Below are 25,155 nucleotides of genomic sequence, written 5' to 3' on the forward strand. Positions count from 1 at the left end.
TTGGGTATTCGGTTAAGTCGGTTTTTTAATCGGACTGCTGTTTTTCTTCTTCATCACTGGCTTGCCATCCTTGCCTTCGGCCGGTATCACCAGGCCGGCGGAACTGAGCGCCAGGCCATTCTGGTAGCGCATATCGATCGTGTCGATATTTTCCAGCCGGCTCGCCAGCTGCGGGTAGATGCCCACCAGCCGGTCGACCCGCGCCTTCAGGGTCGTATGATTCTGCTCACGGCCCAGCGCCACGCTCATGCCGTTATCGAGTTTCACCGTCCACGCATAGCGGCTCGACAGCGACAGGGTTTCCGGCACCATCTTCAGCGGCGCAAACCACTTTGCCAGCTGCACATAGGTCGCCAGCACTTCCTTCTCGCTGCCATCGGGGCCGGCAAACGCAGGCAATTCATGGTCGTCTTCGGCTTCGGCCACGTTCGCCGTAAACACGTCGCCCTTGACCGACAGCAGACGCCCATCTTCGCCCCAGGTGCCCAGCGCTTCGTGTTCTTCCAGCGCCACGATCAGCTGGTTCGGCCACTCGCGCCGCACGCTGGCGCGGCGCACCCAGGGCACCGATTCGAACACGCCGCGCACGCTTTCCAGGTTGGTCGTGAAAAAATTGCCCTTGATGCGGCCCAAAGTGCCGCTGCGCAGGGTCAGGTAATTCACGTGGCGCAGGCCCTTGTCATCCGCGCTTTCCACCTTGATCGTGCGCAGGTCGAACATGGGACGCTGCGACACCCACCAGACGCCGGCGGCCACGCACACGACCAGAACCGCGGCCAGCAAGCCGTTGGCAGTCGTATTGAGGCTTTTAGCGTCATGCCACATATCAGTGCTGTCCCTTGTGCATTTTCAGACGCGCGCCAGCGACGATTTCCAGGCACAGGTCTTCATAGCTGATGCCCACCGCGCGCGCCGCCATCGGCACGAGCGAGTGCCCCGTCATGCCAGGCGAGGTATTGACTTCCAGCAGGAACAGCTTGCTGTCGGCCGCGCGCATCAGCACGTCCACCCGTCCCCAGCCTTCGCAACCGAGGGCGCGGTAGGCTGCCACGGCGATGCGTTCCATCTCCGCCACGATCGCCGGGTCCAGCTGCGGCGGGCAGAAATACTGCGTGTCGTCCGTGAAGTACTTGTTCTGGTAATCGTAATTGCCTTGCGGCGCGACGATCTCGATCGGCGGCAGCGCGCGCGCCGTGGCGCCCTTGCCCAGGATCGCGACGGTGAATTCGCGGCCCTTGACGAATTCTTCTGCCAGCACCGAATCATCGAGTCCGGCGGCGATGTCGTAGGCCGCCTGGAAGGCGCCCGCCTCGTTGACCGTGGTGATGCCGATGCTCGAGCCTTCATGCGGCGGCTTGACGATCAGCGGCAAGCCCAGTTCCGCAGCGACCTTGGCCAGGTCGGAGCTGTCATCGAGCACCGCGTACTTCGGCGTCGGCAGGTGATGCATCAGCCAGATCATCTTGGTGTAAATCTTGTCCATGCCCACCGCGCAGGCCATCACGCCGCTGCCAGTGTAGGGAATACCCAGCTGTTCCAGCGCGCCCTGCAGGCTGCCGTCTTCGCCGAAGCGGCCGTGCAGCGCGATGAAGACGCGGTCGAATTTTTCAGCGGCCAGTTCGGCCAGGCTGCGTTCGCCCGTGTCGAACGCATGCGCGTCCACGCCGCGGCTTGTCAACGCGGCCAGCACACCCGTGCCGGACATCAGCGACACTTCGCGCTCGGCCGAGCTGCCGCCGAACAGGACGCCGACCTTGCCCAATTGTTTTACATCGATAGCTGAAGCTTGGTTCACATCAGGCCTTTACAGTGTTGGATGGATACGTAGTCAGTTGTTGCGGGATGCCGCTGATGGAACCCGCGCCCATGGTCAGCACGACGTCGCCGTCGCGCGCCACGCTCATGATGGTGTCGGCCATGTCCTTCATGGATTCGACGAAAATCGGTTCGATCTTGCCGCGTGCGCGCAGCGCATGCGCCAACGCTCGGCCGTCGGCGGCGACGATGGGCGCTTCGCCCGCCGCATACACTTCGGACAAGAGCAGCACGTCGGGCGCACCCAGCACTTTCACGAAATCCTCGAACAGGTCGCGCGTGCGGCTGTAGCGGTGCGGCTGGAACGCCAGCACCAGGCGGCGGCCCGGATAGGCGGCGCGCGCGGCGGCCAGGGTCACTTCCGTTTCCACAGGGTGGTGGCCGAAATCGTCGACCAGGGCGAAGCTGCCGCCGTTCGGCAGCGCCACGTCGCCATAGCGCGTGAAGCGGCGGCCCACGCCGGAGAACTCGGCCAGGCCCTGCTGCGTGGCGCTGTCGGCGATGCCGATTTCGCGCGCGATGGCGATCGCCGAGCAGGCATTCTGCACATTGTGCATGCCGGGCTGGTTCAGCACCACATCGAGATCCGGATAGCCTTCCTGCAACACGGTGAAATGCATTTCCAGGCCCACGGCACGCGCGTTGATGGCGCGCACTTGCGCGTCTTCCGCGAAACCGTAGGTGGTGACGGGCTTGGTAACGGACGGGATGATGGCGCGCACGTGCGGATCGTCGATGCACAGCATGGCGCGGCCATAGAACGGCAAGCGGTGCGTGAACTGCACGAAGGCCTGCTTGAGCTTTTCGAAATCGTGCTCGTAGGTGTCCATGTGATCGGCGTCGATATTCGTGATCACTTCGATCATCGGCGTCAGGTTCAGGAACGAGGCGTCCGATTCATCGGCTTCGGCCACCAGGTAGTCGCCCGAGCCCAGCTTGGCGTTCGCGCCGGCGCTGGTCAAACGGCCGCCGATCACAAAAGTAGGGTCGAGACCTCCCTGCGCCAGCACGGAAGCGACCAGGCTGGTGGTCGTCGTCTTGCCGTGGGTGCCGGCAATCGCGATGCCGCGCTTCAGGCGCATCAACTCGCCGAGCATCACGGCGCGCGGCACCAGCGGAATCTTGCGCGCACGCGCGGCCGCCACTTCCGGATTGTCTTGCGGGACGGCGCCCGACGTCACCACCGCATCGGCGTCGCCGATGTTCTCGGCCGCGTGGCCGAGCATGACGGTCGCGCCCAGGCTCGCCAGGCGCTGCGTCGCCGCATTGCTGCCCAGGTCCGAGCCCGACACCTTGTAGCCGAGGTTGACCAGCACTTCGGCGATGCCGCTCATGCCGCTGCCGCCAATGCCGACAAAGTGGATATTGTTTACTTTATGCTTCACAGAGCTAACCTCATGCCAGTTTTTCCAATACGTGTGCGATCGCCTCATTGGCGTCGCGCTTGCCTGCTGCCAGCGCCGCTTGCGCCATGTGCTGGCAGGTATCCCGCGTCAGGGACGCCAGCAATGTGCTCAGCGACGCCGCACTCATTTCCGTTTGCGGCAGATGAATCGCCGCACCTTGTTTTGCCATCCATTGCGCGTTGTCGCGCTGGTGGCTGGTGGTCGACGCCACCAGCGGCACGAGCACGCTGGCTACGCCGGCCGCCGTCAATTCCGACAGCGTGATGGCGCCTGCGCGGCAAATCACCAGGTCGGCTTCGGTATACGCCTTGGCCATGTCGTCGATGAAGTCGACCACATTGGCTTGCACACCCGCCTGCGCATACGCGGCATGCAGGGCATCGATATTCTTCTTGCCCGACTGGTGCGTCACCAGCGGGCGCTCGCCCTCCGGCATCAGCGCCAGCGCGGCGGGCAGATTGTCGTTCAGCGCTTTCGCGCCCAGGCTGCCGCCCACCACCAGGATGCGCAGCGGTCCGCTGCGGCCCGCGAAGCGAAGCGCCGGCGGCGCCATGGCGAGGATTTCGGCGCGCACGGGATTGCCCGTGACGACGGCCTTGCCGGCGGCGCTGCCGAAATCGGCGGGAAAGCCGAAGCATACTTGCTGCGCCAGCGGCACCAGGGTCTTGTTCGACAACAGCAGCGCCGCGTCGGCATTGACCAGCACCAGCGGCACGCCCTTCAGACGCGCCATCAGGCCGCCCGGCACGGTGACGTAGCCGCCCATGCCCATCACCACGTCCGGCTTGCGGCGCGCGATGAAACGGCGGATGGCAAAGAAGCTGGCCAGCATCTTGAAGCCGCCCTTGACCGTGTGCGCCAGGCCCTTGCCGCGCATGCCGGAAAATTCAATCGCGTCCATGGGAATGCCGCTTTTCGGCACCAGTTCCTGTTCCATGCCATGGGTCGTGCCCAGCCAGCTCACTTCCCAGCCGCGCGCGCGCATCGTCTGCGCAATCGCCAAGCCCGGGAAAATATGGCCGCCGGTGCCGGCCGCCATGATCATCAGTCTTTTCGTCGTTTTCAAATTCGTCACGTTGTTCATAGCCGGCCTCCACGCATGAGAATCCGGTTTTCATAATCGATGCGCAGCAAAATCGCCAGGCCGATACAGTTAATCAGTACACCCGTGCCGCCATAGCTCATCAAAGGCAAGGTCAGGCCCTTGGTCGGCAGCAGGCCCAGGTTCACGCCCATGTTGATGAAGGTCTGCACGCCTATCCAGATGGCGATACCCTTCGCCGTCAGGCCCGCAAAGGTCTGGTCGATGGCAATCGCCTGGCGGCCGATGTCGAACGCCCGCTTGATAATCCAGTAAAACATGCCGATCACGATCAGCACGCCGACCAGGCCCAGCTCCTCGCCGATCACGGCCAGCAAAAAGTCCGTATGCGCTTCGGGCAGGTAATGCAGTTTTTCCACGCTGCCGCCCAGGCCCACGCCAAACAGTTCGCCGCGCCCGAAGGCGATCAAGGAATGCGTCAGCTGGTACGCCTTGTTCAACGCATTGTCTTCCTGCCACGGATCGAGATACGCGAAAAACCGCTCGCGGCGGAATTTCGACAAGGCGATGATGGTGACGAAGATCGCCGTCAGCATGGCGCCGATGCCGCCGAACCAGATGGCGTTGACGCCGCCCAAAAACAGGATGCCCATGGCGATGCAGACGATCACGCCGAAGGCCCCCAGGTCGGGCTCCATCAGCAGCAGCAAGCCGACGAAGCTCACAGCCAGCGCCATCGGCATGAAGCCCTTGGTCAGCTTGTGCATGTATTCCTGCTTGCGCACCGTGTAGTCGGCCGCGTACAGCACCATCACCACTTTCATCAGCTCGGACGGCTGCGGCCGCAGGCCCGGCAAGTTCAGCCAGCGGCGACCGCCATTGACCGACACGCCCAGGCCCGGTATCAAGACCATCACCAGCAGCACCAGGGTGCCGATGAACAGCCACGGCGCGATTTTTTGCCAGGTGGCGACGGGGATGCGGAACACCAGCGCGCCGACGATGATCGACACGCCGATGAACAGCGCCTGGCGCACGACGAAATAATTGTTCGTGTAGGCGGCAAACTTGCGCGCGTCCGACAGCGAAATCGACGCCGAATACACCATCACCATGCCCAGCAACATGAGCAGCAGGACAACCCACACCAGCGGCTTGTCGTAGTCCATCATCTTCGACTGCCGCGCGCGGCTATCCAGCGGCTTGGCAGCCGAGCCGGAACCAAAGCTGAAGGGCAGTTGGAAGGCCATCAGATATCCTGTCCGTTTTCCAGGGCGATGTCGCGCACGGCGTCGACAAACACCTGTGCGCGGTGCGCATAGTTCTTGAACATGTCCAGGCTGGCGCACGCGGGCGACAGCAGCACGGCATCGCCGGCCAGCGCCAGGCTGCTGGCGCGCTTGACGGCTTCGGGCAAGGTGGCGCAGTCGACGATGTCCACGCCGGCCGGCTCGAGGGCCGCGCGCAGCGCAGGCGCATCGCGCCCGATCAGCACCACGGCGCGCACATAGCGCGACACGGGTTCGGCCAGCGGCGAGAAATCCTGTCCCTTGCCGTCGCCGCCGGCGATCAGCACCAGACGCTGTTCCGCGCCGCCAAACGCCTTGCCCAGGCCGAACAGGGCAGCGACGGTCGCGCCCACGTTGGTACCCTTGCTGTCGTCGTAATACTCGACTTCATTGACGGCCGTGATCAGTTCCACGCGGTGCGGCTCGCCCTGGTATTCGCGCAAGCCGTGCAGCAGCGGCGCGAACGGCAGACCGATGGCGCGGCACAGGGCCAGCGCCGCCAGCGCATTCGAGGCATTGTGCTGGCCGCGGATTTTCAACGCATCGGCCGGCATCAGTTTTTTCGCCATCGTCGGCACCGGTTCCGGCGCCGGATCGTTCTTCTTGCGTTTTTTCTCGATCACTTCTTCGCTGGGCACGGCTTGCGCCAGCCAGAAGATGCCACGTTCATTGACCAGGCCAAAGCTGTCCACGTCAAGCGGTTCGCCCGTGCCGAAGGTGATCGTCTCGGCCAGCGGATCGGCCATGTGCATCACAAGCGCATCGTCGCGGTTCAATATGCGCACAGTCTGCTCGCCGAAGATGCGCGCCTTGTCGGCTGCGTAGGCGACCATGTCGCCATGCCAGTCCAGGTGGTCCTGCGACAGGTTCAAGACCGTGGCCGCATCGGCCTGCAGGCTGAACGTCGTGTGCAGCTGGAAGCTGGACAATTCCAGGATCCACGCCTGCGGCAAGGAGCTGGCGACGGGTTCGGCCGCTTCAGCCTCTGCATCCACGGGCAGCGGCGCAGGCTCGGCGTCAAGCACTTCGCGCAGCACGTCGAGCGCGGCCGGGCTGATATTGCCGGCCACGCGCGTGAGCAGGCCCGCGCGCTCGCACAGCAGGCCCACCAGGCTGGTGACGGTCGTTTTGCCATTCGTGCCCGTGATGGCGATGACTTTCGGCGCATAGCCGCGTTCCGTCTTCAAGGCGGCCAGCGCCTGCGCGAACAGTTCGATCTCGCCCCACACGGGGATATTTTTTTCCTGCGCGGCCGGGGCGATGTGCGCCAGTTCGCGGCCCGGCGCCAGGCCAGGGCTGACGGCGACGAAATCGACGCCATCGAGCAGGTCGGCCGTGAAGGCGCCGGCGATGAACTGCGCCTGCGGCGCGGCGGCCTGCAGCGCGGCCAGGCGCTCGGGCGCCTCGCGCGTGTCGGCCACGCGGACCAGCGCACCGCTGCGGGCCAGCCACAGAGCCATGGCCAGCCCCGATTCGCCGAGGCCCAGTACCAGTGCGGTTTTAGCGTCGTACATCATCAGCGCAGCTTCAAGGTGGTCAGGCCGAGCAGCACCAGCATCATGGTGATGATCCAGAAACGCACGACAACCTGCGTCTCCTTCCAGCCTTTTTGTTCAAAATGGTGATGCAATGGCGCCATCAGGAAGACGCGGCGGCCGGCGCCATAGCGCTTCTTGGTGTACTTGAACCAGACGACCTGGATGATCACGGACAGCGTTTCGACGACGAAGATGCCGCCCATGATGAACAGGACGATTTCCTGGCGCACGATAACGGCAATGGTGCCCAGCGCACCGCCCAGTGCCAGCGCGCCCACGTCGCCCATGAACACTTTCGCGGGGTGCGTGTTATACCAGAGGAAGGCCAGGCCGGAACCGGCCAGCGCGCCACAGAAGATCACCAGTTCGCCGGCGCCCGGGATGTGCGGGATGAACAGGTAGCGCGCATAGGTGGCGTTGCCCGTCAGGTAGGCGAACAGCCCCAGGGCCGTGCCCACCATCACGGTCGGCATGATGGCCAGGCCATCGAGGCCATCGGTAAAATTGACGGCGTTGCTGGTGCCGACGATGACGCAATAGGTCAGCGCAATAAAACCCCACACGCCCAGCGGATAGCTGATGGTCTTGAAGAACGGGACGATCAGGTCGGCCTTCGGCGGCAGGTCCATGGCGAAGCCCGACTGCACCCAGGCGTAGATCAGATTCCACACGTGGCCAGCGTCAGGCTCCGACACGGAGACGGAAAACGCCAGGTAAAACGCGGCGACGATGCCGATCAGCGACTGCCAGAAGTATTTTTCCCGTGAGCGCATGCCTTCCGGGTCCTGGTGCACCACCTTGCGGTAGTCGTCGGCCCAGCCGACGGCGCCAAAGCCCAGGGTGACGATCAAGACCGGCCAGATGAAGCGGTTCGACAGGTCGGCCCACAGCAAGGTGGAAATGCCGATGGCGATGAGGATCAGCACACCGCCCATGGTGGGGGTGCCGTGTTTTTTCAGATGCGTTTGCGGGCCGTCCGTACGCACGGCCTGGCCGACCTTCATGCGCGTGAGCATGCGGATCACGGCGGGACCGGCGCACAGGCCGATCAGGATCGCCGTCAAGGTGGCGAAGACGGCGCGGAAAGTGATGAAGTTAAAGACCCGCAATGGGCCAATGTCGTCCTGGAAATAATGAGCGAGCCAGAGCAGCATGATTAGTGAGCTTCCTTGTTATTGTTGTTTGAACCAATCAAATGCTGCACGGCCCGTTCCATCTTCATGAAGCGGGAGCCCTTGATTAATACTGTTGCATCCGAACGGCCGGACAAATGCGCATCGAGCGCCGCCAGCAAACCGTCGAACTGTTCGAAATACTCCACGACCGTGCCTGATTCCTGGCTCGCGGCTTCCTGCGCCGGATTGACCAGATGGCGCGCCAGACCGCCCGTCGCCAGCACGTGTTCGATGCCTTTGGCGGCGGCGTAGGCGCCGATCTCTTCGTGGAACTGCTGCCCCTGCGTGCCGACTTCGCCCATCTCCCCCAGCACCAGGATACGCGGTGCCGCGGCCTGCGCCAGCACATCGATGGCTGCGCGCGCCGAATCCGGATTGGCGTTATACGTGTCGTCGATAATGGTGGCGCCGTTGGCGGCACGTTTTTTCTGCAGGCGGCCATTCACGGGAGAAAATGCCTCCAGGCCCTGCTTGATATGTTCCGGCGCGATGCCGGCGCCAATCGCGCATGCCGCCGCGGCCAGCGCATTGCGCACATTGTGTTCGCCCGCCGCCTGCAGGCCGACAAAAAACTGGCGCAGACTGCCGTCCTGCGCGCGCACGCTGACGAACAGGTCGCTGCCAAAATCCTCTGCCGCGCGGTGCGTGCAACTGACGTCCGCGTCTTTCGACAGGCCGAAAGTGATGACAGAGCGCGCGCCAGCTAGTTCGCGCCACACGGGCGTGAATTCGTCGCCATGCGGGAAGACGGCCACGCCGTCTGCGCCCAAGGCCGCCAGTGCGGCACCGTTCTCGCGCGCCACGGCCAGCACCGTATGCATGAATTCCTGGTGCTCACGCTGCGCGTTGTTGACCATCGCCAGGGTCGGCGCGGCAATCGCGGCCAGGCGGGCAATTTCTCCCGGATGGTTCATGCCCATCTCGATGACGGCCGCCTTGTGTTCTTCATTCAGGCGGAACAGGGTCAATGGCACGCCGATCTCGTTATTCAAGTTGCCGCGCGTGGCCAGGCGTGCTTCTTCGCCGAAGGCCGCCGCCAGAATGGAGGAAATCATCTCCTTGACGGTGGTCTTGCCATTGCTGCCGGTGACGCCGATGACGGGTACATTGAAACGACGGCGCCAGTGGTTGGCGATGCGGCCCAGCGCGACCAGGGTATCGGCTACCACGATGGCCGGCACCTTGCCGCTGTCCCAGCCTGCGGGCAAGCGCTCCACCACCACGGCGGCAACGCCGCGCGCAGCCACCTGATCGAGGAAATCGTGGGCGTCAAAACTCTCGCCGCGCAGGGCGACGAACAGCGAACCGGCCGGAGCGCTGCGGCTGTCGGTCGATACGCCGTCAAAAACGGCGTCGCCCGTCAGCTGCGCGCCTTGCAGCGACGGCATCAGTTCCGCCAGGCTTGCGTGCATGAGGCGATCCATCAGTTCGTCCTCATCATCGTCAGACGCGCGGACAGGGCCAGCTGCGCATGGTCGGCGTCGGAGAACGGCAGTTTCTTGCCCTTGATTTCCTGGTACGGCTCATGGCCCTTGCCCGCCAACAGGATTACGTCCGGCTTGGCCGCGTGCTTGATGGCCGACAGGATGGCGGCGGCGCGGTCTTCGATGGCTTGCGGCTGCGGGCCGTCGGCGCGCATGCCGGCGACGATCTGCGCGATGATCGCGTGCGGATCTTCACTGCGCGGATTGTCGCTGGTGACGAGCACGTGGTCGGCCAGTTGCGCGATGGCGCCCATCTGCGGACGCTTGCCCGGATCGCGGTCGCCGCCGCAGCCGAACACGCACCACAGCTGGCCGCCCCGCTCCTGCGCCACCTGGCGCAAGGCAGCCAGGGTTTTTTCCAGTGCATCGGGTGTGTGCGCGTAATCGATGACGACCATCGGCGCTTCCTGGCCGCCTACCTGCTGCATGCGGCCCGGGGCCGGCTGCAAGGACTCGATGCCGTCGATGGCCGCGCGCAGGCCGGTGCCGTGCGCCAGCAAGGCGCCCAGCACGGCCAGCGCGTTGCTGATATTGAAGTGGCCCACCAGCTGCGTCTTGACCAGCGCCACGCCCAGCGGGCATTCCAGGTGGAAGTCGGTGCCGGCATTGCGGCTGCGGAACTGGCTGGCGCGCAGCATCAGCACGCCCGGCAAGTCGGGCAAGGCTGCCGCATCCTGCAAGGTGTAGCCGATGACGGGATATTCGCCGGACAGCTTGCCGTCCACGTGGCGCGCCAGGCGCAACCCCATGGCGTCGTCCAGGTTGATGACGGCAGTTTTCAGGCCGGGCCAGTCGAACAGTTTCACTTTGGCCGCCTCGTAGGCCGCCATGTCGCCATGGTAGTCGAGGTGGTCGCGCGTCAAATTGGTAAACATGGCCACGTCGAAATGCATGCCGGCCGCGCGGTCCTGGTCCAGGCCGATCGACGACACTTCGATGGCTACGGCCTTGGCGCCAGCGTCGCGCATGGCGGCCAGTTTGCGGGCCAGCAGCACGGCGTCCGGCGTGGTGTAGCCCGTGACGTCGAATTCAATGGCGCCGCGCGGCTTGCACAGGCCCACACCCAACGTCCCGATGACGGACGATGTGACACCGAGGCGCGCCAAGGCTTGCGCCAGCCACAGCGCGCACGAGGTCTTGCCATTCGTGCCCGTCACGCCGGCGCTGAACATGGCGCTGTCGGGCATGCCGTAAAAAGCATGCGCCACGGGGCCGACCAGGCGTTTCAGGTCGCTGACCAGCAGGTGCGGCACGCTCCATGCGGCGTTCCATTCCACGGCGTCATGCACGATGGCGGCGGCGCCCTGCTCGATGGCGGCGGCGATGAAATCGGTGGCGCCCGCATAGGCGAAAAACACGTCGCCGCGCTGCACGCGGCGCGAATCGGACGTCAGCTGCCCGGACGGGGCAGCCGTTTTGATCCACAAACTGATGTCTTGTATGGTCATGAGTGACTTCACATGGCCTCCGGGCCGGCATTGGCCGGGACCACGATTTCGGTAACGGAGGAATCGGGCGGTACGTTCATCGCGCGCAGCGCGTTGGTCGCAATCGCCGCGAAAGCGGGAGCGGCAACCTGGCCGCCATAGTGGGCGGGGCCGGTCGGTTCATCGATCATCACGGCAATGATGAAGCGCGGCGCCGACATCGGCACCATGCCCACGAAAGAGCCGATGTATTTGCGCGGCATCGCATAGCGGCCGTTTTCCACTTTATAGGCGGTACCCGTCTTGCCGCCCACGCGGTAGCCGGCGACCTGGGCGCGCTTGGCCGAACCGTGCGCGCCGGAGACCACGAGTTCGAGCATGGCGCGCATTTCGGCGGCCGTCTTCGGCTTGATCACTTGCTGGCCCACAGGCAGTTCATTGACCTTCTGGAACGACAGAGGAATCGTGTCGCCATCGCGCGCGAACATCATGTAGGAGCGCGCCAGCTGGATCAGCGACACGGAAATGCCGTTACCGTAGCTCATGGTCGCCTGCTCCACCGGGCGCCACGATTTATACGGACGCACGCGGCCGGCCACGGCGCCGGGGAAGCCCCATTTCGGCTGCTGGCCGAAGCCCACCTTGGTAAACATTTCCCACATTTCCTGTGACGGCATGCCCAGCGCGATTTTCGAGGTGCCGATGTTCGACGACATCTCGATGATTTCGGAAACGTTGATCACGCCGTGCGGCTTGGTGTCCGTGATCGTGCGGTCGGCGATGGTGTAGCGGCCCGGGCCAGTGTCGATCAGGGTGCCAGGCTTGACCCGGCCCGTATCGAGCGCCAGCGAGACCGTGATCGGCTTCAGGGTCGAACCAGGTTCGAAGGTATCGGTCATGACGCGATTGCGCAACTGCTGGCCCGTGAGCTTGCGGCGGTCGTTCGGATCGTAGCTGGGATAATTGGCAAGGGCCAGCACTTCGCCCGTGTGCACGTCGAGCACCACGGCGCCGCCGGCCTTGGCGTTGAATTTCTCAACCGCTTCCTTCAGCTGCGTGAAGGCGATGTACTGGATCTTGCTGTCGACGGACAGGGTCAGGTCCTTGCCGTCATGCGGTTCGTGGATGAAGCCGATGTCTTCGACGATGTGGCCCAGGCGGTCCTTGATCACGCGGCGGCTGCCGGTGGTGCCGACGAGGGTTTTCTGCTGCGCCAGTTCCATGCTTTCCTGGCCCACGTCTTCCACGTTGGTAAAGCCCACCACGTGTGTCATCACTTCGCCCTGTGGATAAAAGCGCTTGTATTCCTTGCGTTCGTCGATGCCGTCGATGCCCAGCTTGGAGATCTTGTCAGCCACGTCCATCTCGACCTGGCGCTTCAGGTAAACAAAGCTGCGGTCCGAATCGAGCTTCTTGCGCAATTCGTTGACGTTCATTTCCAGCAGACCGGCCAGCGCATTGATTTTTTCGGGCGACGCCTGCAGCACGTCGTCGGGAATGGCCCAAATGGCTTTCACGGGCACGGACGAGGCGAGCACCTGGCCATTGCGGTCGGTGATCTTGCCCCGCGTGGCCGGCAATTCCAGCGTGCGCTCATAGCGCGCCTTGCCCTGCTTTTGCAGGAACTGCGTCGACACGCCCTGCAGCCACAGGGCGCGCGCGCCCAGGCCGGCGAAAGCGAAGAACAGCAGGAACAGCACGACGCGCGAACGCCAGACGGGCAGACGCACCGCCAGTACGGGGTTCTTCGAGAATGGCACGCCTTTCGATGCCGCCACCCGGCCGTTGCTATTACCGCCCAACTTCATTATTCACCCTCCGTCAGGTATTGCGTACGCGCCGCCGTCAGCGGCGTCATGCTCAGGTCGCGCCGTGCGATCGATTCGATGCGTTCATGCTTGCCCAAAGTGGACTGGTCCAGCTGCAGTTGCGCCCAGTCGATGTCGAGCTGGCGCGACAGCGCTTGCGCGCGTTCCAGGTCGATCAGCAAGTGGCGCGACTGGTACTGCGCGTTCACCAGCGACAGGCCGCAGCACACCAGCAGGGCCGACAGCACGACACACAGCTTGCCAGTCATCGGGCGCCGCCACTAACTGGAATGGGCAAACGCTGCGCCACGCGCATCACGGCCGAACGCGAACGGGGATTGCCTTCGATCTCGGCGTCGGACGGCTTCATTTTCGAAATCAGCTTCATTTCCGGCTGCGGCAAATCAACCGCGCGGATCGGCAGACGGCGGTCAGGCTGCTCCACGTTCGCCTTCGAGGCGAAGAAGCGCTTGACCATGCGGTCTTCCAGCGAATGAAAACTGATCACGGCCATGCGCGCGCCAGGCGCCAGGCAGGCATACGCCTGGTTCAGACCGATCTCGAGATCCTCGAGCTCTTTGTTAATGAAAATGCGGATTGCCTGAAAGGTGCGGGTAGCGGGGTCCTTACCCTTCTCGCGGGTCTTGACGGCGCCTGCCACGATGCCGGCAAGCTGTCGTGTGCTTGAAATTGGCTGGACTGCCCGGCCAGCAACAATCGCCTTTGCAATCTGAAAAGCAAACCGTTCTTCCCCATAATCGCGTATCACTTTCTCTAAATTCTGCTCGGTTTCCACCGCCAGCCATTCGGCCGCGGAGATGCCGCGCGTGGTATCCATGCGCATGTCCAGCGGTCCGTCGTTGCGGAAGCTGAAACCGCGCGCCGCGTCGTCGACCTGCGGCGACGAGATGCCCAGGTCGAGCAAAATGCCGTCCACCTGCTGCACGCCGCGTTCGGCCAGGCTGGCCGTCATGGTGGCAAAGCTGTCATGGACGATCTGGAAACGGGGGTCGGCGATCTGCTCGGCCGTGGCAATCGCTTGCAAATCCTTGTCGAAACCGATCAGGCGCGCGTCATCGGCCAGGCGCGACAAAATCAAGCGGCTATGGCCGCCGCGGCCAAACGTGCCATCGACGTAAACGCCGTGCGCGCGGTCGCCCGTCAGGTCGAGGGCATCGACCGCTTCATCGAGCAGCACCGTGCGATGCTGAAATTCCGGCACCGTGAGTTGTGTCATTACGGAGCCTTAGAAAGAAAAATTGGAAAGTACATCGGGGGTGCCGGCATCGATCGCCTGCTGTTCTTTGTCGGCCAATTTGGCGGCATCCCATATTTCAAAGTGGCTGCCCATGCCGATCATCATCACTTCGCGCGCCAGCCCGACGGCGTTGCGCAATTCGGGCGAGATCAGCACGCGGCCGGCCGAGTCCAGCTCGACGTCGACGGCGTTGCCGAGGAAGATGCGCTGCCAGGCGCGCGCCGACATGGGCCAGGCGGCGATTTGCTGGCGGTGGCTTTCCCACACGGGACGGGGGAAAAACAGCAGGCAGCCATCGGGGTGTTTGGTCAGGGTCAAACGGCCTTCGCATTGAATCGCCAGCGCGTCACGGTGCTTGGCAGGGATAGACATCCTGCCTTTGGCATCGAGATTGATTGCGGACGCGCCTTGAAACACGGAAGACCTTTTTTGAGCTTGGCTTGCGACGCTTGCGCATCACGATAAAAAGGGAAAATTTCCCACAAAAACACACTTTTTCACACAGTTGCCCACTTTAGAGGAAGCAAAGATAGTGGTCAAGCGGTTTCCGATTGGCAAAACAGGAATTTTATTAATGAAATTAAGGACTTAGCGCATATCGTTGAAGGAGTCTCAAATAAAAATATATCGATAAATTAGATACTTATGAAAGATAGTGAATGTGCTACCTCATCTGCACACATGTGTTTTCCTACCGTAAACATCGAAAAAAACGAAATCAAATAATTGAATTTTTTACAGTTAGTTGACACATGACAATAATTTCGTCATCCAGGCACAACAGCAATCAGCCGCACTGAAAGACTTGGTTTAAAGCAAAAAATAATCGTCCATGGCGCGTATCGGCCCTGTTTTCCGGGGCTGGCCTGATGCGGGAAAACTATTTTTGCAATGCAGCAATTAATTGGAAGCGAGAAACTTTAACCAATTGTTCACTTTTACTTGTCTATACAACTTTATCTTCGCTGCATTATTTTTAGATACAAAAAAAGCCCCTTCGCGGGGGCTTTTGCTTGGCGCGCAGCAGGTAAACCGCTGCGGTCAAGATACTCCCTGGCAAGCCAGGGAACAGGAATTCAAGTGAAGCAGGCCGGTAGGCCGGATTTTGTTACGGCGCCTTCCCTTGCAGGTTGGCGCTATGACAGTCATTCCTCTAGGCGCCAGATTACTCGGGCGCTCAAGCTTTCTACCCGCACGCTCCGCGAGCAGCATCATCGCGTGCCTATTTGAAATTGCACCAGGTGGAGGTTACCGCGTTTCACCGTAACTTAATACGCTCGTCTCTGTGGCCCTATTCCTCGCCTTATACCATGGGCTAACTGCGCTTGCGGCTTTCAGCGGACGGCCGTTAACCGTCACCCCGCTCTATGGAGTCCGGACCTTCCTCCCGCCAGCGCATTGCTGCGCCGGCCAGCGACTGTCTGGCCTGCTTCACCCGCCATTGTACCGCGCCGCAGCATGTTTCTGCAAAAGCGCGCCACATCAGCCGGGGGATTGTGTAATTCGGTGTCGCCATTTCAAAAGCCGGGCCAAATCGGCTCACATAGAATGAGGCAAGCTGCTTGCATGCAGGCGCATGCGCACCGCTTGCCCCATTTCTTTGCCACCCACTAGAATATAAAGAGCCGAACATGACGCAACAATCCCGTACCGGCGGCCAGATCCTGGTCGATGCCCTGCAGATCCACGGTGTCGACACCGCCTTTGGCGTGCCTGGCGAAAGCTACCTGGACGTGCTCGACGCCCTGCACGACTCGGGCATCCGCTTCATCATCAACCGCCAGGAAGGCGGCGCCGCCTTCATGGCCGAAGCCTACGGCAAGCTGACGGGCAAGCCGGGCATCTGCTTCGTCACGCGGGGACCGGGCGCCACCAACGCCTCGATCGGCGTGCACACGGCTTACCAGGATTCCACCCCGATGATCCTGTTCATCGGCCAGGTGGGCAATGATTTCGTCGACCGCGAAGCGTTCCAGGAAATCGACTACCGCCGCATGTACGGCCAGATGGCCAAGTGGGTGGCGCAGATCGACCGCGCCGAGCGCATCCCCGAATACCTGGCGCGCGCCTTCCAGGTGGCCACCAGCGGGCGTCCCGGCCCCGTCGTGCTGGCCCTGCCGGAAGACATGCTCATCTCGCTGGCCACGGTGGCCGACACGCGCGCCTACCAGCCGGTGCAAGCGGCACCATCGGACGCTCAATTACAGCAACTGCGCAGCATGCTGGCCACCGCGAAACAGCCGTTGGTCTTGCTGGGCGGCACCACCTGGACGCCGAAAGCGTGCGCCGACCTGCAGCAGTTCGCGGAAAACAACCACCTGCCCGTCGCCTGCGCCTTCCGCTTCCAGGACTTGCTCGACAATACACACCCGAACTACATCGGCGACGTCGGCATCGGCATCAACCCGAAACTGGCCGCGCGCGTGAAAAATGCCGACCTGATCATCGCCATCGGCCCGCGCCTCGGCGAAATGACGACAGGCGGCTACACCCTGTTCGACTCGCCCGTGCCGCGCCAGCGCCTCGTGCACATCCATACGGATGCCGAGGAACTGGGCAGCGTCTACCAGGCTGAACTGATGATCAACAGCGGCATGCCGCAAGTATGCGCCATGCTGGCCGCCATGGCCCCCGTCGACGCTTCCACATGGGAACATACGCCGGCCGAAGCCAAGGCCGAACTGGCCGCCTACCAGGAGCGCCCGCCCATCTTCCAGGATGGCCAGGCGCCGCTGGACCTGTGGCAAGTAACGCAGGAGATCATGGCGCAAGTGCCGGCCGACACGATCCTGACGAACGGCGCCGGCAACTACGCCTCGTGGGCGCACCGTTTCTACCGCTACGGCGGCCTGCGCACCCAGCTGGCGCCGACGAACGGCGCCATGGGCTACGGCGTGCCGTCCGGCGTGGCGGCCAAGATCGTCCATCCGGAACGCACCGTGATCACTTTTGCCGGCGACGGCGAATACATGATGAATGGCCAGGAACTGGCCACGGCAGTGCAATACCAGGCGGGCGTGGTCATCATCGTCTTCAATAATCAGATGTTCGGCACCATCCGCATGCACCAGGAGCGCGATTATCCGGGCCGCGTGTCGGGCACGACCCTGCACAACCCGGATTTCGCGGCGCTGGCGCAGGCGTACGGCGCACAAGGCGAAGTGGTGAATACGACGGAAGAGTTCGCCCCTGCCCTGCAACGGGCGCTGGCGCACGCCAAGGCGCACAACTTGCCGGCCCTGATCGAGCTGCGCTATGACGGCAACTTGATCACGCCGAACGCCACCTTGGCCACCATCCGCGCCACGGCGGAAAAGGCGCAAGCGGTCAAATAAGCCCCTTGCAACGCTGCAAATAACAAAGGCCCGGTCGATACCGGGCCTTTTTCTTTTTGACGGCGGCAATCGCTCAGGCCGCGGGCACCGGCGCGCTTTCCTCGGCAGGCACCGCCTCGGCCGGCACTTGGGGCATCGGCGGGCATGGCGTGCAGTTTTTCAGGGGGCGGCCGAAATCGCGCACACGGCTCAGTTTCATGGGCATGCGCACATTGCCGCCGCAGTAATCGCCTTCCAGGGTCAGGGTTTGCCCATCCTTGGAAAACTTGCCGACGATGGTGCGCTCTTCGCTGTCGGCGCCGGCAATGGTGAAGTCGAAAACGCCCGTGGCGGCGTCCAGGTTGACGTCGTTGGCCACGATGGGCCAGCTCAGGGCGCCTGCCGTGAATTCATAGATGACGGAATCGGCCTCGGCAAAGCGGTGCAGGGTGACGCGCTGGCCGCCGATTTCGCCGCTATCCTTTTGCAGGCACAGGTCGGAATAGACGGCCACGCCGTAGCGCTCCAGTCCAGCCGGTTTCTTGCCCTTCACGGCAGCGGCAGCGGCGCCCGTGGCGCCAGCGAGCAGCAGCGCAGCCAGCATGGCGGCCAGGCGCGGCGAGGTGAATGAATACATGGCATTCCTTTACTTGAGTAACGGCGCCATTATAACTGGCGCCGCCAATGCAAAAACGCGCCGCCAGGACTAGCCTGGAGACGCGTTTCCTTGCTTGTCAGCACCCCCGAAGGGATGCTGGCAGCGGTACTAAGCTTCGCTTGCGCGAATATTAGAACGAGTGACGAACGCCAACGTTGAAGGCTTTGTCGCCCGTACCGGCGTTGCTGTTGTTGCCAACGGTGTAGCCAGCGTTGTTTTTGTTCGAGATCTTGGCGTACGAAGCGTAGGTGCTGGTGCGCTTCGACAGAGCGTACGAGTAGCCCAGTGCGAACTGGTTAGCATCGGCGTTCAGGCCCGATTTGTCGTTCACGTGGATAACCGAAGCCATCACGGTGCCGGCTGGACCAACTGGTACCGTTGCGCCGATCAGGGCGGTGGTGCTGTCGTCGCTGGTAGCGGCCGAAACGTAGTTGAACGCATTGACGTTACCGTTGTTACGCAGCGAGCTGTTAGCACCTTTGTTGACGCCGTATGCAACATACGCTTTCGCTACTGCGAAGTCGTAGTTAGCTGCAGCCAACCAGTTACGTGCGCTGCCAGCATCGCTGATGGCGGTTTCGTTGCTGGTGGTGTTGTAAGCCAGACGTGCATTCAGAGGACCGTTAGCGTAGCCAACCGACGCGCCCATTTGGCGACCGATTTTGCTGGATACCAGGCTCTCTTGGCCGTTGTTGGCGGTGCTGTAAGCAACGTCAGCATCGAAGCCGTTGAAATTAGGCGAGGTGTACAGCACGGTGTTGCTGGTGCGGGTCGTGTTCGCTGGGAACAAGTTCTTAGCGGAACCAGCGTAGCCAGCTGCGAATGGATCAGCAACTTTCGACAGGGTGTTGTACCAAGGGGTGTATTGACGACCCAGGGTTACGGTACCAGCCGTTTTGCTGCTCAGACCAACGTAAGCTTGACGATTGAACAAGGTACCTGCAACGTCTTGTTGACCGTTGTCAACGCCAAAGCCCGATTCCAGAACGAACAGTGCCGACAGGCCGCTGCCCAGATCTTCGGTGCCTTTGAAGCCGATACGGGAAGCCGAAGCAATGCCGCTGTCGATTTTGTTAACGTTGCCGTTAACACCGCCGCGCTCGCTGACGAAACCAGCGTCAACGGTACCGTAGATAACAACGCTCGATTGAGCTTGGGCTACGCCAGTGGCTGCTGCCAGAACTGCCAGGGTGATCAGAGTTTTTTTCATTGCGATTTCCTTTAATTTTTGAAGCAAAAAGTAATACAGCCTATGCATCTCGAGCTGCGCTCTAGCAGAGCGCTTTTTATGAGTGAGGGCAAGGTCTCCACCTGCCACATTGCTGTTCCGGTCAGGGGAACATTCATATCGGTATCGGCACGCTATTGCACCGATAAGCTTGAAGGCTGCATAACGACCGTCATTCGTGCGCCGGTTCGGTGCTCAAACGGCACCGGAAGCGGCACTATAACGACCGTTTCACATTCCATCAAGTTCCAACATGTTACTTCCGGTACCAGGCCGAGGGCTTTTTCAGGCATCCCGACCATCGCCAACCGTACTACGCGACAGAGCCAGTGCCCCTTGCCAACCAATGCATTGGCCTGATTGACCATTCCATCATAGCGCATGCCTTGTCGACACCCGTTGTATTAGTGCAACAGTATCAGGCGAGTGATTAAAACGTCAACATGCTTTACCCGTCATTTGCCCGCCAAGATTTACGCGACAAAGCGCGCAGTTTGTCAGGCGATAATGGATAAACGGAACGAAGCATACACGGCATCGCCAATGTTTGCTGCCGAAGGCCCAAAAACGGGAAATAATGCGCCCAATTTTGGTGCGTTGCCGCATTATTCAGGGGCGTAGGCGCCATTTTCGACGTCGGCGCGCGCGGCGGAAAAATAGGCAGAGTAACAAGACAATTACTGACTTTCCGGTAATTTAAATTGCTCACATAGAAATGTTTTCCATGTTTTACAGCCAACGCTTCAAGTATCCGATTGGAACGGATGAGGACGACTCTTGCTTGCAAATTGCGCATCAGTTGAAACAATTTCTTACAATGTTGCCTTCTCAATATTTTGACATATTTGTGTCTAAAAAACGACACTTTGACCGAAATCAAGTTTTCGCCTGCCCCATTTCATAGAATTTACTTTTTCTTTTTTGCATTTTTTGCTTAAAAGCATCGCGAAACCGCCTTAGCGCTGGCTTGCGCGCTGCAGCAGGCGCATGAAACCGCCCAACAACGGCAGTTTTTCATACAATTCTTCCGCCACATCCCAATAATCGCGGTGCACGGCCACCCGTCCCTGCGCATCGAAGCGCACATGGGTTGCGCCACGAATGCATTGTTCGCCAGATACCAGTCGTTTCATGCGGAAGCGAAATTCCCACGTCAGGAACGCTTGCTGCCCCTGCCCAAGGCTTTCCAGCACGACAAACCGGGGCGCATCGACTTGCACAAACATGTGCTCGAAGATGGCCAGGATGGCGGCGTGGCCCACCACCTCGTTGAACGGGTCCTTGAACTGGGCATCTGGCGCATACACGGCGCCCAGCTGGGCCAGGTTTTCCAGGCTCAGGTGCTCGTAAAACCCCACCAGGCGCGCCAGCGCCTCCTCCACGCGTTCCGTGTCCGGCATGCTTGCGCTCATACGCCCGTTACCTTGCGAATCAACCAGAAATAGACGCGGTACGGCAACAGCCGCGCCAGGCGCAGGATATTCGTAAAGCGCTTGGGAAAGTGAATGTGGAACTGGCCCCGCTCGATGCCCTCGAGCATGGCGGCCGCCGCGTCCTGCGCCGTCATCAGGGCCGGCATGGTGAAATCGTTGTCTGCAGTCAAGGGAGTGGCGACAAAACCAGGGTTGATTTGATACACATCAATCCCGCGTGGATGCAAATCCAGATACAGCGACTCCGTCAGGTTGATCAGCGCCGCCTTGCTGGCACCGTACGCGAGCGCCTTGGGCAAGCCGCCATAACCGGCCACCGAAGCGACGATGCCGATGCCGCCGCTGCCCTGGCGCAACAGCCATGGCAAGGCTTGCTCCAGGCAATTGAAGACGCCGCCCACATTCAGGGCCAGCAAACCCTGGGCCGCCTCAAGGTCGAAGCTATCGGCGCGCATGGCCTGATAGCCGCCAGCGACCACCAGTATCAAATCGATATGCGTCCATTGCTGCTGCAATTGCGCGCAGACGGCCCGCAGCTGCGCGTGCTGGGTGATATCGAGCGGCAATGCCTGCGCCAGCGGCTGCCCTTCGCACAGCTGCTCCAGGCTGGCGCGATGGCGGGCCGACAAGGCCACGCTGGCGCCCTGCTCCAGCAGCAAGGTGGCGCACGCGGCGCCGATGCCGCTGGAAGCACCGATGACCCACACGTGCTTGCCGGCCCAGTTGGTGATCTTGCGATTCATGGGGCCGCCTGTGGACGCTTGCTAAACGATAAGGTAACGGCGCCCAGGCTGAAGCCGAACTTGCTCATGGCGGCGCGGTTGAGCATGACCTTGTCATCCATCAGGAACATCCAGTCCTCGAAGTCGACGTGATAGACCGTGCCATCGACGGGCAGCGCCAGCACGTATTGCCAGCGCAGCGCATTGCCGGCCACTTCGCCGACGGCCTCGCCTATTACGTCGGGCGCGGTACCGATGAAACGTCCGGGCGCCGTCTTGCGCAAGGTCCACACGCGGCGTTGTTTGCTGCCGTCCGAATACGTGAAATCCTCGTCCATCGTACCCGTCTCGCCCACCCAACTGGCCCGCATCACGACGGTGAAACGCTTGACCACCTTGCCGGAGCGGTCCTGGAAGATGCCATGGGCGTCGAGCGTGCCGTTGAAGTACTGCTGCAAGTCCAGCTTGGGTGTTTCCTGCGCGTACATGGCCGGCGTGGGGGGCGTGGAACAGGCAGCTAGCGCCAGCAGCAAGGCGGCCGCCGTCATGCCGCGCCGGCAATAGTTCATCAGGTACATGGTCGATACTCCCCAGTTTCACTATATATATGTTGTAGAGGCGCGCGCCACAGCAGCAGCGCCGCCAGCAGTTTCAAGGCGCAGGGCAGCAAGGCGTAGGCCGCCGCCAAGGCCGGCAAGCCGCCGTCGCTGCCCGGCACGTAGCCGAGCCAGGCCAGCAGGGGCAAGGCGATGCCGGCCGCCAGCGCCAGGCTCATCTGCACGCCCCAGGTCCACCAGCCGAAATATGCCGCTTCGTGCCGTCCGGCATGGCCAGCCGCGCCGATCAGCCCCGCCAGCAGGGCCGGCGGCAAGGCCAGGTCGGCTCCCAAGGCCAGGCCCGACAGCAGGCAGATGGCGGCAAAGCCCCAGGCTGCGCCAGCGCCCAGGCCATACGCCCAGACAAACACGGTCGCGGCCAGCAGCATGGCGCCGCCCCAGGCGCGCGCTTCGCCAAAGCGGCGCGCCAACGCCACCCACACGGGCATCGAGGCGGCTGCCGCGCAAAAGTAAACGATCAAAAACGGTCCGGCGTAATGGCCCAGGCGCAAGTAATCACCGGCAAAGAACAGGAACAGGGTGGCGGGAATGGCGGCCGCCACGCCATTGACGAGCAGGACGGCAAACAGCCAGCGGAACGCGCGCTGGCGAAATGGCAGCTTCCAGCCAGTGCCGGAAACCGCTTCTGCGGCGCTGCGCAAAGCCGGGCGCGGCGCGCGCGCCAGCAGCAGCGCGCCCGCCGCCAGCAGGCAGGCGGCAAAGGCCAGCGACAAGCCGTCATAGCCGAACACGGAAGTGAGCCCCGCCGCCAGGATCACGCCGAGCAAGCCGCAGCCTTCGCGCACGGCCGTCACCCGCGCCCGCTGCGCGCGCAGCTGGCTCAGCGCCGCGCCCCAGCTCTGGTGCGCGATGCCGGCCAGGCCATAAGCGGTGTAGACGAGCAGCAAGGCGGCAAGAAACCAGGCCAGGGTGGCCGTTTCCTGCATGGCGGGCGGATGGAACAGGGCGCCAAAGCCCAGCAGCAGCAAGGGCAGCGAGGCGCCGACATATACGGCATAGCTGCGCCCGCCACGCGCCATCCAGGCACCGAGGGCCGGATCGATGAAGGCGGCGGCGATGCGGGCCGCCAGCAGCACGGCGCCGATCTGCGCCAGGTCAAGGCTGCTGCGCTGCGCATAAAACGGCGCAACATATATATAGATGGGCAGCGCCAGCATGGCCAGCGGCAAGCCGAACAGGCCATAACTGAACAAGGCTGGCAAGCTCAAGGCGCCGCCCACGGCATTCATGGCAGCGGCGCCGCATTCTGCAGCAAGGCCGCGCGCAGCTTCGGCGCCGTGGTCGACGGCGAGAGCCAGATGGCAAAGAAGGCGCGCGCGAAGTCGCCGTCGCTCACATCGGCCAGCACCTTGCCGTCGAGATAAAAACGTACGCCGGGCGCGGTACCGGCCCGGTAGACGCCCGCGATGCGCTGGTCTTCCTTGACGTCAGGAAAGATGCGCTGCATGGTCGACAGCCACGCCAGGCGCTGCTCCGGCGTGCCCGCGCCGATTTTCTGCATCTGTTCATAACTGGCTTCGGCGATCTTCTTGCCGTCGAGCGCGCGCGCATAGCGCAATTCCAGCACAAACGGCGCCGTTTCGGACGCCGCACCCTGGTAGCCTTGCGGGCCCACCCACAGTTGCGCTCTATAAATACGCATGCCAAACCACGTGTATTCGCCCTCGCCCGCCAGGCGGGCTTCGGGCACGTCGGCAGCGATAAAGGCAGGCGGCGCTGCCACGGCAGCGGACATGGTCAACAACAACACAACAACGGCAAGCAAACGGCGCATGGTCAGTCCTTGATCAGGGTAAATTGCATCACATCCGTGTTGTGCGCCTGGAAGGCGGCCTCGCAATACGCGAGATAAAACTCCCAGGTCAACAGGAAACGGCCATCGAAACCCTGCTTTTCCAGCGCCGTGCGCTGAGCCAGGAAGCTGGCGCGCCACTGGCGCAAGGTTTCCGCATAATCGAGGCCAAAGCTGAAGGCGTCTTCCACGCGCAAGCCCTGCGCCTCGGCGGCGCGGCGAAACTCGGCCGGCGACGGCAGCATGCCGCCCGGGAAAATGTACTGTTGAATAAAATCCGTGCTCTTGCTGTAGCGCTCGAACAGTTCATCGGCGATGACGATGGTCTGGATGCACGCGCGTCCTCCCTGCTTCAGGTTGCGCGCCACGCAAGCAAAATAGCCGGGCCAGTAGCTTTGCCCCACGGCTTCGAACATCTCGATCGAGGCGATGGCGTCGTACTGGCCGGCGCTGTCGCGGTAGTCGCACAGCTGCAGGTCGGCCTGCTCAGCCAGCCCCGCGTCCTGCAGGCGCTGGCGCGCATAGACAAGTTGCTCCGTGGATAAAGTCAAACCCGTCACGTGGGCGCCATGATCGCGCGCCGCCGTTTCCGCGAAACCGCCCCAGCCGCAGCCGATTTCCAGCACCCTGGCGCTTGGCTGCAGTTGCAACTGATCGGCGATGCGCCGGTATTTGGCCACTTGCGCCTGCTCCAGGCTGGCGCCTTCGGTGAACAGCGCGCTCGAATACGTCATCGACGGGTCCAGCCACAACTGGTAAAAGGCGTTGCCGATGTCGTAATGGGCGTGGATATTCTTCTTGCTGCCGGCGCGCGAATTGCGGTTGAGTAAATGCCGCAGCTTGTAGACGAGGTTCCCCCACCAGTTGCCGTAGATCAGCGATTCAATCTGCGCGCGGTTGCGTATCATCAATTCGATCAAGCCGGGCAAATTGTCCGTGCGCCAGTCGCCGGCGATAAAGGTTTCCGCAAAGCCGATGTCGCCCGAGCGCAGCACGGCCGAGCACAAACGCCAGTTGTGCAAGTCCAGGGTGACGGGATGACTGCCGTCGCCATACAGCAAGATGCTGCCATCGGGCGTGCGCAGGCGCAGGGCGCCATGCTGCAATTTTTGCAGCAGGCGCAAGATCATGCGCCCGGAGGCGGGCATG

At 62.3% G+C, this 25,155-nt stretch carries 22 protein-coding genes and 1 other RNA gene; 1 reads left to right on the forward strand and 22 read right to left on the reverse strand.

What is annotated here, in order from left to right:
• Positions 1–12: 12 nt before the first annotated feature.
• The 14 genes from VM94_RS09900 to rnpB form a co-directional block, all read right to left on the reverse strand.
• Positions 13–825 (reverse strand): cell division protein FtsQ/DivIB, encoded by an 813-nt coding sequence (locus VM94_RS09900; protein ID WP_034784973.1) that lies wholly within the window; start codon positions 823–825, stop codon positions 13–15.
• Between the two features lies 1 nt (position 826).
• Positions 827–1,795, reverse strand: a complete 969-nt coding sequence (locus VM94_RS09905; protein WP_046683351.1) for a D-alanine--D-alanine ligase — start codon at positions 1,793–1,795, stop codon at positions 827–829.
• Position 1,796: 1 nt separating this feature from the next.
• Positions 1,797–3,200 carry a UDP-N-acetylmuramate--L-alanine ligase gene (murC, locus tag VM94_RS09910; RefSeq protein WP_034748872.1) on the reverse strand — a complete coding sequence of 468 codons (1,404 nt, stop codon included), beginning with the start codon at positions 3,198–3,200 and terminating at the stop codon, positions 1,797–1,799.
• A gap of 10 nt (positions 3,201–3,210) precedes the next feature.
• Positions 3,211–4,305, reverse strand: a complete 1,095-nt coding sequence (murG, locus tag VM94_RS09915) for an undecaprenyldiphospho-muramoylpentapeptide beta-N-acetylglucosaminyltransferase (protein WP_082127656.1) — start codon at positions 4,303–4,305, stop codon at positions 3,211–3,213.
• A complete protein-coding gene (gene ftsW / locus VM94_RS09920; RefSeq protein ID WP_046683352.1) occupies positions 4,302–5,513 on the reverse strand; it encodes a putative lipid II flippase FtsW in 1,212 nt (403 codons plus the stop codon). The genes murG and ftsW overlap by 4 nt, the downstream gene beginning before the upstream one ends.
• A complete protein-coding gene (gene murD, locus VM94_RS09925) occupies positions 5,513–7,069 on the reverse strand; it encodes a UDP-N-acetylmuramoyl-L-alanine--D-glutamate ligase (RefSeq protein WP_046683353.1) in 1,557 nt (518 codons plus the stop codon). Before murD ends, ftsW begins: the two co-directional genes overlap by 1 nt.
• Positions 7,069–8,244, reverse strand: coding sequence for a phospho-N-acetylmuramoyl-pentapeptide-transferase (gene mraY, locus VM94_RS09930; protein ID WP_034748886.1), 1,176 nt, complete (start codon positions 8,242–8,244; stop codon positions 7,069–7,071). The genes murD and mraY overlap by 1 nt, the downstream gene beginning before the upstream one ends.
• A gap of 2 nt (positions 8,245–8,246) precedes the next feature.
• Positions 8,247–9,677, reverse strand: a complete 1,431-nt coding sequence (locus VM94_RS09935) for a UDP-N-acetylmuramoyl-tripeptide--D-alanyl-D-alanine ligase (protein WP_046683354.1) — start codon at positions 9,675–9,677, stop codon at positions 8,247–8,249.
• 11 nt (positions 9,678–9,688) lie between these two features.
• Positions 9,689–11,197 carry a UDP-N-acetylmuramoyl-L-alanyl-D-glutamate--2,6-diaminopimelate ligase gene (locus VM94_RS09940; protein WP_046683355.1) on the reverse strand — a complete coding sequence of 503 codons (1,509 nt, stop codon included), beginning with the start codon at positions 11,195–11,197 and terminating at the stop codon, positions 9,689–9,691.
• 8 nt (positions 11,198–11,205) lie between these two features.
• The gene (locus VM94_RS09945; RefSeq protein ID WP_034748891.1) at positions 11,206–12,984 is read right to left on the reverse strand and encodes a peptidoglycan D,D-transpeptidase FtsI family protein; all 1,779 of its coding nucleotides are present in this window, start codon (positions 12,982–12,984) and stop codon (positions 11,206–11,208) included.
• Positions 12,984–13,253 (reverse strand): cell division protein FtsL, encoded by a 270-nt coding sequence (gene ftsL, locus VM94_RS09950; RefSeq protein ID WP_034748894.1) that lies wholly within the window; start codon positions 13,251–13,253, stop codon positions 12,984–12,986. Before ftsL ends, VM94_RS09945 begins: the two co-directional genes overlap by 1 nt.
• Positions 13,250–14,221: a 16S rRNA (cytosine(1402)-N(4))-methyltransferase RsmH gene (gene rsmH, locus VM94_RS09955; protein ID WP_046683356.1), complete on the reverse strand. Its 972-nt coding sequence runs from the start codon at positions 14,219–14,221 to the stop codon at positions 13,250–13,252. The genes ftsL and rsmH overlap by 4 nt, the downstream gene beginning before the upstream one ends.
• A 9-nt stretch (positions 14,222–14,230) precedes the next feature.
• The gene (gene mraZ / locus VM94_RS09960; RefSeq protein WP_034748899.1) at positions 14,231–14,659 is read right to left on the reverse strand and encodes a division/cell wall cluster transcriptional repressor MraZ; all 429 of its coding nucleotides are present in this window, start codon (positions 14,657–14,659) and stop codon (positions 14,231–14,233) included.
• 661 nt (positions 14,660–15,320) lie between these two features.
• Positions 15,321–15,675: RNase P RNA component class A (gene rnpB / locus VM94_RS27220), an RNA gene on the reverse strand.
• Positions 15,676–15,873: 198 nt separating this feature from the next.
• On the opposite strand from rnpB, the gene VM94_RS09965 reads away from it, so the two are divergent.
• Positions 15,874–17,577: a thiamine pyrophosphate-binding protein gene (locus VM94_RS09965; protein WP_046683357.1), complete on the forward strand. Its 1,704-nt coding sequence runs from the start codon at positions 15,874–15,876 to the stop codon at positions 17,575–17,577.
• Positions 17,578–17,650: 73 nt separating this feature from the next.
• Here VM94_RS09965 and VM94_RS09970 read toward each other — a convergent pair whose 3' ends face one another.
• From VM94_RS09970 to VM94_RS10005, 8 genes are all read right to left on the reverse strand, one after another.
• Positions 17,651–18,193 (reverse strand): hypothetical protein, encoded by a 543-nt coding sequence (locus VM94_RS09970; protein ID WP_046683358.1) that lies wholly within the window; start codon positions 18,191–18,193, stop codon positions 17,651–17,653.
• A gap of 151 nt (positions 18,194–18,344) precedes the next feature.
• A complete protein-coding gene (locus VM94_RS09975; RefSeq protein WP_046683359.1) occupies positions 18,345–19,424 on the reverse strand; it encodes a porin in 1,080 nt (359 codons plus the stop codon).
• A 974-nt stretch (positions 19,425–20,398) separates the two neighbouring features.
• Positions 20,399–20,854, reverse strand: coding sequence for a nuclear transport factor 2 family protein (locus VM94_RS09980; RefSeq protein WP_046683360.1), 456 nt, complete (start codon positions 20,852–20,854; stop codon positions 20,399–20,401).
• Complete coding sequence (locus tag VM94_RS09985) at positions 20,851–21,618, reverse strand: SDR family NAD(P)-dependent oxidoreductase (RefSeq protein WP_046683361.1); 768 nt, start codon at positions 21,616–21,618, stop codon at positions 20,851–20,853. The genes VM94_RS09980 and VM94_RS09985 overlap by 4 nt, the downstream gene beginning before the upstream one ends.
• Positions 21,615–22,175 (reverse strand): DUF3833 domain-containing protein, encoded by a 561-nt coding sequence (locus tag VM94_RS09990; RefSeq protein WP_046683362.1) that lies wholly within the window; start codon positions 22,173–22,175, stop codon positions 21,615–21,617. The genes VM94_RS09985 and VM94_RS09990 overlap by 4 nt, the downstream gene beginning before the upstream one ends.
• Entirely contained in the window at positions 22,166–23,443 is a 1,278-nt protein-coding gene (locus VM94_RS09995) for an MFS transporter (RefSeq protein WP_046683363.1), read from the reverse strand. The genes VM94_RS09990 and VM94_RS09995 overlap by 10 nt, the downstream gene beginning before the upstream one ends.
• Positions 23,440–23,988, reverse strand: coding sequence for a chalcone isomerase family protein (locus VM94_RS10000; RefSeq protein ID WP_046683364.1), 549 nt, complete (start codon positions 23,986–23,988; stop codon positions 23,440–23,442). The genes VM94_RS09995 and VM94_RS10000 overlap by 4 nt, the downstream gene beginning before the upstream one ends.
• Before the next feature lie 2 nt (positions 23,989–23,990).
• Positions 23,991–25,154 (reverse strand): SAM-dependent methyltransferase, encoded by a 1,164-nt coding sequence (locus VM94_RS10005; RefSeq protein WP_046683514.1) that lies wholly within the window; start codon positions 25,152–25,154, stop codon positions 23,991–23,993.
• Between the last annotated feature and the right edge of the window lies 1 nt (position 25,155).

The organism is Janthinobacterium sp. KBS0711 (assembly GCF_000988085.1).
GTDB lineage: Bacteria > Pseudomonadota > Gammaproteobacteria > Burkholderiales > Burkholderiaceae_D > Janthinobacterium > Janthinobacterium lividum_E.